Genomic DNA, 14,209 nt, shown 5'->3' with positions numbered 1-14,209 from the left:
TTTTACTCCTTAACAGCAGCTTCTTGTGCCGCCTTTATCATTTTAACCAAATCTTTATGCCCTTCTATTTCATCCTCGCCAAAAACATGCATAGGATTCATTTTTCCTGCACGCATAAGTTTAAAAGCTATATCTGTTTTACCCATAGAACCTATAGCACCCTCAGAACGCAAAGCAAGATAAATTTCATTCAAGCGTCCTGAACCTTCAACTAAATCTTTATAAAAAGCTTCAGCATGATCAGGCCCTAAGCCTTCATTTAAACCTTTTTTAATCGCCATCACTCTTAAATTTGCTATATCACTTACTGAACTTATACCCTTTGGACAACGATCAGCGCACTCTTGACAATGAACACAAAGCCAAAGTCCATTCATTACGCTGGGTTTTACATGCAACATAGGATCCTTACCTCGAGAGTCTGCCGCTGCACGCCAAGCATGAGTAAAAACAAAAGGTTGCATATAATCGCTACTATCTGCTTCTAATTTATTACACTCTGAAGCACAGCTACCACATAAAATACAATCCCATTGCTTGCTAATACGATCAAATTCTTCTTGACTTTGTTTACAGCCCTTTTCCGCTGAAAATTCATTTTTTGCCACCATGGCAGGACGAATTTTTCTTAAATTTTCTATAGAAGGTTCCCAATCCACAATTAAATCAGAAATTACTCTAAAATTTCCAAGCGGAGAAATGCGTATACTTGAAGGATTATCATATTCTTTTAACAAATCTTGCATTTTAGTATCACAAGCAAGATAAGAATGCCCATTCACACGAACTGCACAAGCCCCACAAATTGCAGATTGACAAGAGGCGGTAAAATTTAAAGTAATATCTTTTGTTTTTTTGATAAAAAGCAAAAGAGAGAGCAGAGTTTTTCCTTGTATATCCTTATCATCAATATCATAACTTTGTTCATATTTTTCCTTGCCATTAAAACGATCTATGATAATTTTCATTGTACTCTCCTTCCATCAAGTGAAAACTCAGTTACCACGACATCTTTATAACTAAGTTTTAATTCATCATTTTCTAAATTTACAATGCTATGTTTTAAGAAATTTTTATCATCTCGCTTTGGATAATCTTCTCTAGTATGAGCCCCACGGCTTTCAAGTCTATTTCTAGCTGCTAAACAAGCACAGCGAGAAAGTAAAATCAAATTACCAAGCTCTACATAATCTGTAAAAGCAGTATTCATCACTTCATTAGGATTTGGAATACGAATTTTTTCATATCTTGCTTGTATATCTTCTAATTTTTTTGCTAGAAGATCGAGTTTTTCTTGAGTTCTAAAAATCCCCATATTATCCCAATTTTGACTTCCTAGCTCTTCTCGCAATTCATACATTTCTTGACCATTTCCGCCATTATTTGTAATTTCTTTAAATCTAACCTGCCATTTTTGAGCAAGTTCATGAGTTTTTGCCCCTTTTTCAAAACTTGCATCTTTAGCATAATTTGTCGCACCAATGCCTGCTAAATGCCCTGTTACAACTGCATCGGCTAAAGAATTTCCCCCTAGTCTATTAGCTCCATGTATAGAAATGCAAGAAGCTTCTCCACCTACATAAATTCCAGCAATTTTAGTACTCATATCTTCAAATTTAGCCACTTCAATTCCACCCATAGAATAATGCGCCGTTGGACGGATAGGTACAGGAGTATCTACTAAATCAATATTTTCAAAAAGCATTGCAGTGTGACGAATTTTTGGTAAATCTTTTAAAATTTTTTCTTTTCCTAAGTGGCGTACATCGCACAAAACATAAGCTCCAAGTCCCTCGCCATAACCTCTACCTTCACGAATTTCTGTTTCTATAGCACGCGCAACCACATCTCGCGGTGCAAGCTCCATTTTTTCATGGTAATTTTTCATAAAACGCTCACCACGATTATTTAAAAGATATCCCCCTTCACCGCGCGCCGCTTCTGTAATAAGAGTTCCACCATTTGCAACTCCTGTTGGGTGAAATTGTATCATCTCAGGATCTTCAAAACCAAGTCCTGCTCTAAGAGCAGCTGCCACACCATCTCCTGTGGCAATAAAAGGAGTTGAAGTTCTATTATAAAATATCCTTGTGTATCCCCCTGTAGCAATCACCAAAGCTTTGCATAACACAGGATAAATTCCACCGCTTTGTATATCTCTTAAAACGACACCCTCGCATTTTCCATCCACAACACCTATATCCAAAAGTTCATGATCCATTAAAAATTTCACACCACTACTAATAGCATCATCTAAACAAGAATGCATTAAAATATGACCTGTTTTATCTGCAGAATAGTTACAGCGTTTCTTAGAAGCTCCTCCCATTAAACGCTGAGCTACTCCACCTTGCTCATTTCTTGAAAACAAGGTTCCTATAAAATCCATATTAAAAATAGCCTTTCCAGCTAATTCGCAAAATTTTAAAGCCGCGTCTTGATCTACCAAATAAGCTCCGCCTTTAATAGTATCATAAGCATGTAATTTATAGGAATCTCCATTAGAAAAATCAGTAACTCCATTAATTCCACCCTCTGCCATACAAGTTGCGTTACGCGATGGCATCATCTTTGTAGCTACTACAACGCTTAATTTTGGATTTTCTTTTCTCACTGCGGCTGCAGCACGCAAACCTGCTCCACCTGATCCAATTACCAAAACATCGCAAGAAGGTAAATTTATATCTTTATCCATCTTAGATGAATCATCTAAAGCATAAACTCCACTTGAACTTGCAGCTAAAGCTCCTACACTAATACAGGCTGTTTTTATAAAATCTCTTCTAGAAAATTCACCCATATCATTCTCCTTATTTAAAAAAATTAATAATAATTTTTAATGTAAGTCAATCTTACATAACCGCATGCCAAAAATCCAAAAACAAACTCTCCTTTCAATATAAAATGGATTAAAAACAAATTTATAATTTAATAAATATAAAAAAGCATAAGATAAGTAATCAAAGAAGATAGATGAATATAATAAAATAAATATTAAAAAATTTTTGCAATATATCATAATCTATTCCTTGCAAATTAAACGGAATGATTATACCTTAAAAAAATAACAAAAAGTTAATATTAATTAAGATAATATTTATCTTAATTAATATATAGTTAATAAAATTATCAAATCATTAAGCCTTAAAAAGCTTAAATTCTCCATTCATAAATTGCATTCTAGCGCTTAAATGATCAAGATAAAAAACTTCAAATTTTGGATTTTGCGGAGTTTCATAAAGATTTACAAGATAAGGATATTTTTTAAACATCATTTTTTTAACTTCTAAATTTGGTTCAAAAACCGCATTAGCTCTAAGTCTTAAAAAAGTCCCATCTTTTGCACAAGAACAAAATTCAATACCATTATAATTTTTTATATGCTTAAAAAGTCCTTTTGTATTTGCTGTGCAAAAATAAATTTTATCTCCCACAAGCAATGGACTTTGTATAGGACGCACTCTAGGATTTCCACAAGTTCCTAAAGTGGCTAAAAATGCTGGTGCATTATCATCTAAAAATTGTGCTATTTCTTTTAAATCCATCATTTTTCCTTACATATATAAACCACCATTGATCTTAAGCACATCGCCTGTCACATAAGAGGCATAATCACTAAGTAAAAACGCTACACAATTAGCCACTTCTTCAGGTTCTGCAAAGCGTTTTAAAGGGATATTGTCTTGATAGGTTTGTTTGATTTCATCACTTAAAACTTCAGTCATATCGCTTTTTATGAAACCTGGAGTCACACAGTTAAAGCGTAAATTTCTACTTGCTCCTTCTTTAGCAAAAGATTTAGTCATAGCTATCATTCCACCCTTACTAGCAGAATAATTTACTTGTCCAGCATTGCCCATTTCTCCGACAATAGAAGCGATATTTACAACAGCACCAAAACGTTTTTTACTCATGGTTTTTAAAGCTTCTCTACAACCTAAAAAAGCTGAGCTTAAATTTGTATCTACAACGCTACTAAAGTCCTCTAATTTCATTCTTAAAGCAAGTTTATCATTTGTAACGCCTGCATTATTTACAAGATAACTTAATTCTCCATCACTCTCAACTATAGTTTTTACACCGTTTTCAAACTCATCTTCTTTGCTTGCATCAAATTTAATCACAGCAGCAACGCCACCACTTGCAATAATTTCATCTTTTAAAGCATCTGCAAGTTCAGGTTTTGAACGATAATTGATCCAAACTTTAAGTCCAAAACCCGCCAAAGTTTTTGCGATAGAAGCACCTATTCCCTTACTTGCTCCAGTAATTAAAACATTTTTTCCACTAAATTTCATTATCTATCCTTAATAAGTTTAATTTTAAAAATTGCAATCTTAACAAATTTCTTATAAAAAAGGCAAACAAACTAAAATAAAGCCTCATTCATTTCTTTTGGAATTTCTAAGTCTAAAATTTTAAGCACGCTTGCAGCGATATTGCTAAGCCCCATATTATCTTTAATCTTTGAAACTCCCTTTGCTTGCACAAAAACAAAAACATCAAAAGTGGTGTGATTGGTAAGCAAATTTCCTTTTTCATCTTGCATAGCCTCGCAATTTCCATGATCACTTGTAATGATAAAAGCATAATCATGCTTTTTTGCACATTCTATAATCTCGCCCAAACAAGTATCCACCGCTTCGACAGCCTTTATAGCAGCATTAAAATCACCTGTATGTCCAACCATATCTCCATTTGCAAAATTTACCACTATAAAATCCTCACCCTTTTCTATGCCTTTTTTCACTGCATCACACACTTCAAAAGCACTCATTTGGGGTTTTTCATCATAAGTTTTTACCTTGGGGCTTGGGATTAAAACCCTTGTTTCATTTTCTAAAAGCTCTTCTTTTCCGCCATTAAAAAAGAAAGTTACATGGGCGTATTTTTCGGTTTCTGCGGTATGAAGCTGACTAAGCCCTGCTTTAGAAATCACTTGCGCTAAAGTATTTTCAATTTTTTCTTTTTCAAAAAGCACAGGGAGTTTAAATTTATCATCATAAACACTCATAGTAAGTAAATTTTCAAAGATTTTTTCGCGTTCAAACTCTTTAAAATCCTTAGAATTTAACACTTCAACAAGTTGTTTCATTCTATCATTTCTAAAGTTGATAAAGATAATGCCATCTTCTTCTCTCATGCCCTTGTAATTCTCATTTTGAGCTGCTTTGATAAACTCATCAGTAACATTTTCATCGTAAGATTTTTGTAGGTATTCTAATAAATTTGGCACTTTATAAGCCTTGCCTAATAAGCACTCATAATACTCTTTTACCCTATCCCAACGCTTATCTCTATCCATAGCATAAAAACGCCCACAAAGCGTAGCAAAATGCACGCCTAAGTTTTCACAAAATTCTTTTAAATCTTTTATGAAATTTAAGCCACTTTTTGGACTTACATCACGCCCATCAGTGATTGCGTGAGCAAAAACTTCATTGCCATTTTTCGCACAAATTTCAAGCATGGCTTTAAAATGCGTATCCATAGAATGCACCCCGCCATCACTATAAAGTCCTATAATATGCACTCTTTTACATTTTGCTAAAAGTTTTTGTAAATTCTCATTTTTTTCAAGTTCTTTGTTTTCAATGGCTTTATTAATACGCACTAAATTTTGATAAATAATACGCCCACTTCCTATACACATATGCCCTACTTCACTATTTCCCATCTGCCCTTCTGGCAAACCTACAGCTAAACCACTCGTTTTTAGTAAAGAATTTGGGATTTCCTTAAAAAGCTTTTCATAACTTGGTTTTTTAGCTGCTTCAAAAGCATTAAACTTACTATTCTTATTATACCCTATTCCATCTGTAATAATTAAAACGCATTTTTGCTTCATTTTTCTCTCTTTTATAAGAATTTTTTTGGTTAGATTTTACTAAAATTAAACTTTTAAAAACCAAAAAGAAGGCTAGGTTTTGTATTATCTTTCAGATTTAAGTCATTATGCTTTTTTTACTTATATTAGTGTGCGTGCAGGATTTGCATTTTTTATCGCTTTATGTTTGTCTTTATTTTTAATGCCTAAATTTATTACTTGGGCAAAAGCTAAAAATGCTAGTCAACCTATTTACGAATACGCCCCAGAAACTCATAAAACCAAATGCCATACTCCAACCATGGGTGGGCTTATTTTCATTAGTTCTGCAGTAATCGCAAGTTTATTTTGTATCAAATTTGATAATATTTTTGCTATAAGTGCTTTACTTTGTTTGATACTTTTTTGTTTGATAGGTCTCATAGATGATTTAGGCAAAGTTCTAAAAAAAGATAATCATTCAGGACTTAGTCCAAGAATGAAGCTTTTAGCACAAATCATCGCTGGACTTATTTGCATCTTACCTTTATATTTTAGTTCAGAGCTTAGCACGGAACTTTTTATACCTTTTTACAAACACCCTCTTTTTGATATGGAAATTTTTGCCATTGCTTTTTGGATTTTGGTTTTAATTTCTAGCTCTAATGCTGTAAATTTAACCGATGGACTTGATGGCTTAGCTACAGTTCCAAGTATTTTTTCTTTATCTACTTTAGGGATATTCTTATATTTGAGCGGAAATTTAAATTATAGTGAATATTTACTTTTGCCAAAAATTCAAGGACTTGGTGAAGTAGTGATTATTTGTGCTGCATTAATCGGTGCTTTAATGGGATTTTTATGGTACAACTGTTATCCTGCGCAGGTTTTTATGGGGGATAGCGGGAGTTTAGCTTTAGGTGGATTCATAGGATTTTTAGCTATCATTAGCAAAAATGAAATTTTACTTTTACTGATAGGTTTTGTTTTTGTTCTTGAAACTGTTTCTGTAATTTTACAAGTTGGAAGTTTTAAAATTTTTAATAAAAGAGTATTTAAAATGGCACCTATTCATCATCATTTTGAAAAAGTTGGCTGGGTAGAAAATAAAATTATAGTGCGTTTTTGGATGATAGCCTTACTTTCAAATTTACTTGCACTTGCATCAATAAAGCTAAGATAATGAAAATTTCACTTTTTGGATACGGAAAAACCACACGCGCTATTGCTGAAAATTTGGTAGATAAATTTGGGTCTTTTGATATCTATGATGATCATTTTACAGAAACAAAAAAAGATACACTAGGAAATTTACTTTTAAATCCTAATGATTTTGATGATAATTTAAGCGATATTGAAATTCCTAGTCCAGGTTTTCCACCAAAGCACAAACTCATTCAAAAAGCAAAAAATTTACAAAGCGAATATGACTTTTTTTATGATATCATGCCAAAATCCGTTTGGATAAGCGGAACCAATGGCAAAACCACCACCACACAAATGGCTACACATTTATTATCACACATTGGTGCTGTTATGGGTGGAAATGTTGGAACTCCTTTAGCAGAGCTTAATCCTTATGCAAAACTTTGGATACTTGAAACTTCATCTTTTACCCTACACTACACTCATAAAGCTAAACCTGAAATTTATGCACTTTTACCTATAAGTCCTGATCATCTTTCTTGGCATGGAAGTTTTGATAATTATGTTCAAGATAAGCTAAGCGTTTTAAAAAGAATGAATGAATGTGATGTAGTAATACTGCCTAAAATTTATGCAAATACTCCAACAAAAGCTCATAAAATAAGCTATGAAGATGAAAAAGATCTAGCTGTTAAATTTGGCATTGATACGGAAAAAATTTCCTTTAAAAGTCCTTTTTTACTCGATGCTATCATGGCTTTAGCTATAGAAAAAATTCTACTTGATACTTTAAGCTATGAGCTTTTAAATAGCTTTGTAATGGAAAAAAATAAACTCGAAGAGCTTAAAGACAGTCAAAATAGGCTTTGGGTAAATGACACTAAAGCTACAAATGAAAGTGCTGTAATGGCTGCACTTAGTCGCTATAAAGATAAAAAAATCCATCTTATCATAGGGGGAGATGATAAGGGTGTAGATCTTAGCAATTTATTTGATTTTATGAAAGGATTTGATATAGAACTCTATGCTATAGGTATTAGTACTGAAAAAATGCTTGATTATGCAAAAAAAGCGAATTTGAAAGCCTATAAATGTGAAGTTTTATCTAAGGCTGTAAATGAAATTTCAAATCACTTAAGAGTCAATGAAGTGGCTCTTTTAAGTCCTGCTTGTGCAAGTTTAGATCAGTTCAACTCTTACGCAGAGCGTGGAAAAGTCTTTAAAGAATGTGTGAATAAAATTTAATTTATTTTACAATCCATACAAATATATTAAACTTTCCAAACCCCTAAAAACACCCTATTCTCTCTAAAAACCCTAACCAGCAACAAACTCTTTTTTAAACACGATTCTAAGCACCATCTAAAACAACAATAAAAATAAACATAGGATTTATATATAAAGTAAGTAATGAAGACATTTAACAAGTCCGCAATGAGCTACTTTCCCCCTGCCAGTAAGGCGTAGTATCATCACCCACGATGTGCTTAGCTTCTTGGTTCGGGATGGAGCAAGGCGTTTCCACATCTGTATAATCACGGACATTGTTATTTAAATATTCTTTGAAAGATTGAATTTAAGAATAAAACTTAATCTTTTATTCCTTTACTTTTTTCTTTATTCTCTTTCTTCTTTTCTTATCTTTTATCTTTGATAAGTTTTTATATAGAATACTTAAAAAACAATGTTAAGAGCAAGTTCTAATACAAACTCTACTTGAAAGATTTCTATTAAACTCTAAATATTATCTATATTCAAAGTCTTCTAAAAACCTTAACAAGGAAGTGATGCTTTATTAAAGATAAGCCAAACGCTCTATTAGTACTGGTCAGCTAAAGGACTTTCATCCATTACACACCCAGCCTATCAAACTAGTAGTCTTCTAGAGAGCTTAGAGAAGATTCATCTTAGAGTTGGCTTCACGCTTAGATGCTTTCAGCGTTTATCCTTTCCAAACTTAGCTACGCTGCGATGCTCTTGGCAGAACAACAGCTACACCAGTGGTTTGTTCAACCCGGTCCTCTCGTACTAGGGTCAAATCTCTTCAATCTTCTTACGCCCACGGCAGATAGGGACCGAACTGTCTCACGACGTTCTGAACCCAGCTCGCGTACCGCTTTAAATGGCGAACAGCCATACCCTTGGGACCTGCTCCAGCCCCAGGATGCGATGAGCCGACATCGAGGTGCCAAACCTCCCCGTCGATGTGAGCTCTTGGGGGAGATCAGCCTGTTATCCCCGGGGTACCTTTTATCCTTTGAGCGATGGCCCTTCCACACAGAACCACCGGATCACTAAGACCGACTTTCGTCTCTGCTTGACTTGTATGTCTTGCAGTTAAGCTGGCTTATACCTTTATACTCTACGAACGATTTCCAACCGTTCTGAGCCAACCTTTGTAAGCCTCCGTTATTATTTGGGAGGCGACCGCCCCAGTCAAACTACCCACCAGACATTGTCCCACTTGAGGATAACTCAAGCTGGTTAGCTACCCAAATAAGAAAGAGTGGTATCTCAACAATGGCTCATATACAACTGGCGTCATATACTCAAAGCCTCCCACCTATCCTGCACATTCTTATCCAAGTAGCAGTGTCAAGCTGTAGTAAAGGTCCACGGGGTCTTTCCGTCTTGCCGCGGGTAGGAGGAATTTTCACCTCCACTACAATTTCACTGGATCCCTCTTTGAGACAGCTCCCATCTCGTTACGCCATTCATGCAGGTCGGTATTTAACCGACAAGGAATTTCGCTACCTTAGGACCGTTATAGTTACGGCCGCCGTTTACTCGGGCTTCGATCAAGAGCTTCGCTAATGCTAACCCCATCAATTAACCTTCGAGCACCGGGCAGGCGTCACACCCTATACATCCTCTTACGAGTTAGCAGAGTGCTGTGTTTTTGGTAAACAGTCGGGAGGGACTCTTTGTTGTAAGTTTCCTTGCTTTCGGAGTAAATCCTAATACAAAGCTAACCACACCTTATACCGAAGATACGGTGCTATTTTGCAGAGTTCCTTAAAGAGAGTTCTTCCACGCGCCTTAGAATACTCATCCCACCCACCTGTGTCGGTTTACGGTACGGGCAACATTAGCTAAACTTAGAAACTTTTCTTGGCTCGACGGCATCAGGGGTTCTTCTATCCATCCGAAGACTTCAAAAAGCCTTTCAGTTCTCGGAGTATTGTTATACGGATTTGCCTGTATAACCTCCTACGACCTTAGACTAGCACTTCCATCCGCTAGCCCCCTTAGCCCTAAGCGTCCTTCCATCGCACACTAATGTTGGTATTGGAATATTAACCAATTTGCCATCGTCTACCCCTTTCGGACTCGACTTAGGACCCGACTAACCCTACGATGACGAGCATCGCGTAGGAAACCTTGGGTTTACGGCGTTAATGATTCTCACATTAATTATCGCTACTCATGCCTGCATGCTCACTTCTATTCGCTCCAGCACTCCTTACCGGTATACCTTCGACGCAAATAGAACGCTCTCCTACCACTTAGTAAACTAAGTCTACAGCTTCGGTACTTACTTTAGCCCCGTTATATTTTCCGCGCAAAATCACTAGACCAGTGAGCTATTACGCTTTCTTTAAAGGATGGCTGCTTCTAAGCCAACCTCCTGGTTGTTTAAGTAACTTCACATCGTTTTCCACTTAAGTAAGATTTAGGGACCTTAGCTGGTAGTCTGGGTTGTTTCCCTCTTGACGACGGATTTTATCACTCGCCGCCTGACTGCTGTGATTACATATAAGGTATTCGGAGTTTGATAGGGTTTGGTACATTGGTGTATGCCCTAGCCCATTCAGTGCTCTACCCCCTTATATTACGACACAACGCTATACCTAAATATATTTCGGAGAGAACCAGCTATCACGAAGTTTGATTGGCCTTTCACCCCTATCCACAAGTCATCCCGGGGCTTTTCAACGCCTATGGGTTCAGTCCTCCACTAGTTCTTACACTAGCTTCAACTTGCTCATGGATAGATCACTTCGTTTCGGGTCTGCAGCATCTGACTAAGCGCCCTATTCAGACTCGCTTTCGCTACGGCTTCGCGTTTGCTTAACCTTGCCAGACACCACAACTCGCAGGCTCATTATGCAAAAGGCAGTCCATCACCCTGTATTGCTACATAGGGCTCTGAATGATTGTAAGCAAATGGTTTCAGGTTCTATTTCACTCTGATCACCTCAGTTCTTTTCACCTTTCCCTCACGGTACTTGTGCACTATCGATCTGGTATTAGTATTTAGGGTTGGATCGTGGTCGACCCGGATTCAGACAGGATTCCTCGTGTCCCGCCCTACTCAGGATACTGCTAGCTAAGGTTTGTTTTTCGCATACGGGACTATCACCCTCTATGGTTATACTTTCCAGAATGTTCTGCTAAACTTACCTCTTGCACATTGCAGTCCTACAACCCCCAGTGCAAGCACTGGGTTTGCCCTCTTGCGCTTTCGCTCGCCGCTACTGACGCAATCTCTATTGATTTCTTTTCCTGAGGGTACTAAGATGTTTCAATTCCCCTCGTTCGCTCCTATATAGGTAATGCATATCTCTATACATTGGGTTGCCCCATTCGGAAATCTACGGATCAAAGCTTCTTGACAGCTCCCCGTAGCTTATCGCAGTCTAGTACGTCCTTCATCGCCTTTACCAGTCAAGGCATCCACCATTCGCTCTTAGTAGCTTACCTTTTTTACCTTTTATTATTGATTCTAAAACGCATCACTTCCTTGTTAAAGTTTTTATGATAAGACTTCTTTATCTTAAGACGGAAAGCATTCAAACACTTAATATAAAACTAAATGATTTAGTCTCAACTAAGCTGTGAGTTTGAAACTTGTCTTTAATTTATAATCCTTAAATCCAATATTCTCTTTATTCATAGAAATAAAGACAGCTAAAAGTTAAGTTAAACTAAAGAAAAGATAAATAGGTTTTATCCTTTAACAAGTCCTGTAAAATTGTTTTTATTAAAACTTGCTTGTGACTCTTAACAATGATAATTAAAAAGAACATTTAGGTTTAAAACCTAAAGGAAGTATATATATTAACATAATCATTATAAATATAAATGCATAATGTATATGCTACTTATATCTATTAAAGTATATTCTTTTATAGTTAAAGATAAAAAATAAATCTAAGTATAGAGTTTATATTTTATATTTAATCTATTTTATATACTTGCTTTAGATTTTAAAGCTTCTTTATTCAAATCTTTTTTATGGTGGGCCTAACAAGACTTGAACTTGTGACCTCACCCTTATCAGGGGTGCACTCTAACCAGCTGAGCTATAGGCCCTTAATAAATGGTGGAGAATAGCGGGATCGAACCGCTGACCTCCTGCGTGCAAAGCAGGCGCTCTCCCAGCTGAGCTAATTCCCCATAAACAATTAGCTTTATCATCAATCTTTGAAATCTAAACAAGAATCAATTGAGTTTATATATTGAAGTAATAGTTGTGAGACTTATTACTTTGTACTCTAGAAAGGAGGTGATCCAACCGCAGGTTCTCCTACGGTTACCTTGTTACGACTTCACCCCAGTCGCTGATTCCACTGTGGACGGTAACTAGTTTAGTATTCCGGCTTCGAGTGAAATCAACTCCCATGGTGTGACGGGCGGTGAGTACAAGACCCGGGAACGTATTCACCGTAGCATGGCTGATCTACGATTACTAGCGATTCCGGCTTCATGCTCTCGAGTTGCAGAGAACAATCCGAACTGGGACATATTTTATAGATTTGCTCCACCTCGCGGTATTGCGTCTCATTGTATATGCCATTGTAGCACGTGTGTCGCCCTGGGCATAAGGGCCATGATGACTTGACGTCGTCCACACCTTCCTCCTCCTTACGAAGGCAGTCTATTTAGAGTGCTCGGCCGAACCGTTAGCAACTAAATACGTGGGTTGCGCTCGTTGCGGGACTTAACCCAACATCTCACGACACGAGCTGACGACAGCCGTGCAGCACCTGTCTCTAAGTTCTAGCAAGCTAGCACCCTCTTATCTCTAAAAGGTTCTTAGGATATCAAGCCCAGGTAAGGTTCTTCGCGTATCTTCGAATTAAACCACATGCTCCACCGCTTGTGCGGGTCCCCGTCTATTCCTTTGAGTTTTAATCTTGCGACCGTACTCCCCAGGCGGTACACTTAATGCGTTAGCTGCATTACTGAGATGACTAGCACCCCAACAACTAGTGTACATCGTTTAGGGCGTGGACTACCAGGGTATCTAATCCTGTTTGCTCCCCACGCTTTCGCGCCTTAGCGTCAGTTGAGTTCCAGCAGATCGCCTTCGCAATGGGTATTCTTGGTGATATCTACGGATTTTACCCCTACACCACCAATTCCATCTGCCTCTCCCTCACTCTAGACTATCAGTTTCCCAAGCAGTTTAATGGTTAAGCCATTAGATTTCACAAGAGACTTGATAATCCGCCTACGCGCCCTTTACGCCCAGTGATTCCGAGTAACGCTTGCACCCTCCGTATTACCGCGGCTGCTGGCACGGAGTTAGCCGGTGCTTATTCCTTAGGTACCGTCAGAATTCTTCCCTAAGAAAAGGAGTTTACGCTCCGAAAAGTGTCATCCTCCACGCGGCGTTGCTGCGTCAGGGTTTCCCCCATTGCGCAATATTCCCTACTGCTGCCTCCCGTAGGAGTCTGGACCGTGTCTCAGTTCCAGTGTGACTGATCATCCTCTCAGACCAGTTAAGCGTCATAGCCTTGGTAAGCCATTACCTTACCAACTAGCTGATACTATATAGTCTCATCCTACACCGAAAAACTTTCCCTACTCAACTTGTGTTAAGCAGGAGTATAGAGTATTAGCAGTCGTTTCCAACTGTTGTCCTCTTGTGTAGGGCAGATTAACTATACCTTACTCACCCGTGCGCCACTAATCCACTTCTAGCAAGCTAGAAGCTTCATCGTTCGACTTGCATGTATTAGGCACGCCGCCAGCGTTCACTCTGAGCCAGGATCAAACTCTCCATAAAAAATTATAGATAGTTTAATCTTTTTCTTCAAAGAAAAAGTTATGAAAGATTAAAAGAAAAGTTTTTAATCTTTTTAATTATTAGATTGAATAGATTTTACATAATTGCTTATACCTAAATCTGTTCTGGCTCAATCGATCACTTATTTAGATTTCAAAGATTGACTAATAAGATTTGAATAACAATACTAATTTAAAAGAACAAAACAAAAAATCATTTTTAAAAGAAAAGTTTTTAAATTA

8 protein-coding genes, 2 tRNA genes and 3 rRNA genes are annotated in these 14,209 nt (G+C 37.0%); 2 read left to right on the top strand and 11 right to left on the bottom strand.

Features of this window, described 5'->3' with window-relative positions; genetic code table 11:
* Positions 1–2: 2 nt before the first annotated feature.
* From sdhB to gpmI, 6 genes are all read right to left on the bottom strand, one after another.
* Positions 3–968 (bottom strand): 8-methylmenaquinol:fumarate reductase iron-sulfur subunit, encoded by a 966-nt coding sequence (gene sdhB, locus FBE96_RS02165; RefSeq protein WP_002871635.1) that lies wholly within the window; start codon positions 966–968, stop codon positions 3–5.
* On the bottom strand, positions 965–2,800 hold the full coding sequence (gene sdhA / locus FBE96_RS02160) for an 8-methylmenaquinol:fumarate reductase flavoprotein subunit (protein ID WP_002871634.1): 1,836 nt from the start codon (positions 2,798–2,800) through the stop codon (positions 965–967). The genes sdhB and sdhA overlap by 4 nt, the downstream gene beginning before the upstream one ends.
* Before the next feature lie 337 nt (positions 2,801–3,137).
* Positions 3,138–3,548, bottom strand: coding sequence for a pyridoxamine 5'-phosphate oxidase family protein (locus FBE96_RS02155; RefSeq protein WP_072223319.1), 411 nt, complete (start codon positions 3,546–3,548; stop codon positions 3,138–3,140).
* 6 nt (positions 3,549–3,554) lie between these two features.
* On the bottom strand, positions 3,555–4,298 hold the full coding sequence (fabG, locus tag FBE96_RS02150) for a 3-oxoacyl-ACP reductase FabG (RefSeq protein WP_002859879.1): 744 nt from the start codon (positions 4,296–4,298) through the stop codon (positions 3,555–3,557).
* Positions 4,288–4,386, bottom strand: a complete 99-nt coding sequence (locus tag FBE96_RS08745) for a hypothetical protein (RefSeq protein WP_002869268.1) — start codon at positions 4,384–4,386, stop codon at positions 4,288–4,290. Before FBE96_RS08745 ends, fabG begins: the two co-directional genes overlap by 11 nt.
* On the bottom strand, positions 4,370–5,848 hold the full coding sequence (gene gpmI, locus FBE96_RS02145) for a 2,3-bisphosphoglycerate-independent phosphoglycerate mutase (RefSeq protein WP_002871632.1): 1,479 nt from the start codon (positions 5,846–5,848) through the stop codon (positions 4,370–4,372). The genes FBE96_RS08745 and gpmI overlap by 17 nt, the downstream gene beginning before the upstream one ends.
* Before the next feature lie 79 nt (positions 5,849–5,927).
* Between gpmI and mraY the strand changes: the two genes are divergently transcribed.
* Complete coding sequence (gene mraY, locus FBE96_RS02140; protein ID WP_002859004.1) at positions 5,928–6,989, top strand: phospho-N-acetylmuramoyl-pentapeptide-transferase; 1,062 nt, start codon at positions 5,928–5,930, stop codon at positions 6,987–6,989.
* Positions 6,989–8,197 carry a UDP-N-acetylmuramoyl-L-alanine--D-glutamate ligase gene (gene murD, locus FBE96_RS02135; protein ID WP_002871631.1) on the top strand — a complete coding sequence of 403 codons (1,209 nt, stop codon included), beginning with the start codon at positions 6,989–6,991 and terminating at the stop codon, positions 8,195–8,197. The genes mraY and murD overlap by 1 nt, the downstream gene beginning before the upstream one ends.
* Positions 8,198–8,378: 181 nt before the next feature.
* Here murD and rrf read toward each other — a convergent pair.
* The 5 genes from rrf to FBE96_RS02110 form a co-directional block, all read right to left on the bottom strand.
* Positions 8,379–8,495: ribosomal RNA gene (rrf, locus tag FBE96_RS02130) — 5S ribosomal RNA — on the bottom strand.
* 254 nt (positions 8,496–8,749) lie between these two features.
* Positions 8,750–11,656: ribosomal RNA gene (locus tag FBE96_RS02125) — 23S ribosomal RNA — on the bottom strand.
* Between the two features lie 535 nt (positions 11,657–12,191).
* Positions 12,192–12,268: transfer RNA gene (locus FBE96_RS02120), tRNA-Ile, on the bottom strand.
* 8 nt (positions 12,269–12,276) lie between these two features.
* Positions 12,277–12,352 (bottom strand) — tRNA-Ala (locus FBE96_RS02115).
* 102 nt (positions 12,353–12,454) lie between these two features.
* A 16S ribosomal RNA gene (locus FBE96_RS02110) occupies positions 12,455–13,967 on the bottom strand.
* Together the 16S, 23S and 5S rRNA genes with 2 tRNA genes alongside form the textbook arrangement of a ribosomal RNA operon.
* Between the last annotated feature and the right edge of the window lie 242 nt (positions 13,968–14,209).

Source organism: Campylobacter sp. CFSAN093241 (assembly GCF_012889595.1).
GTDB classification, from domain to species: Bacteria; Campylobacterota; Campylobacteria; order Campylobacterales; family Campylobacteraceae; genus Campylobacter_D; species Campylobacter_D jejuni.
The sequence above is the reverse complement of the archived record's forward strand: the minus strand, read 5'-3'. Positions and strand labels throughout refer to the sequence as shown.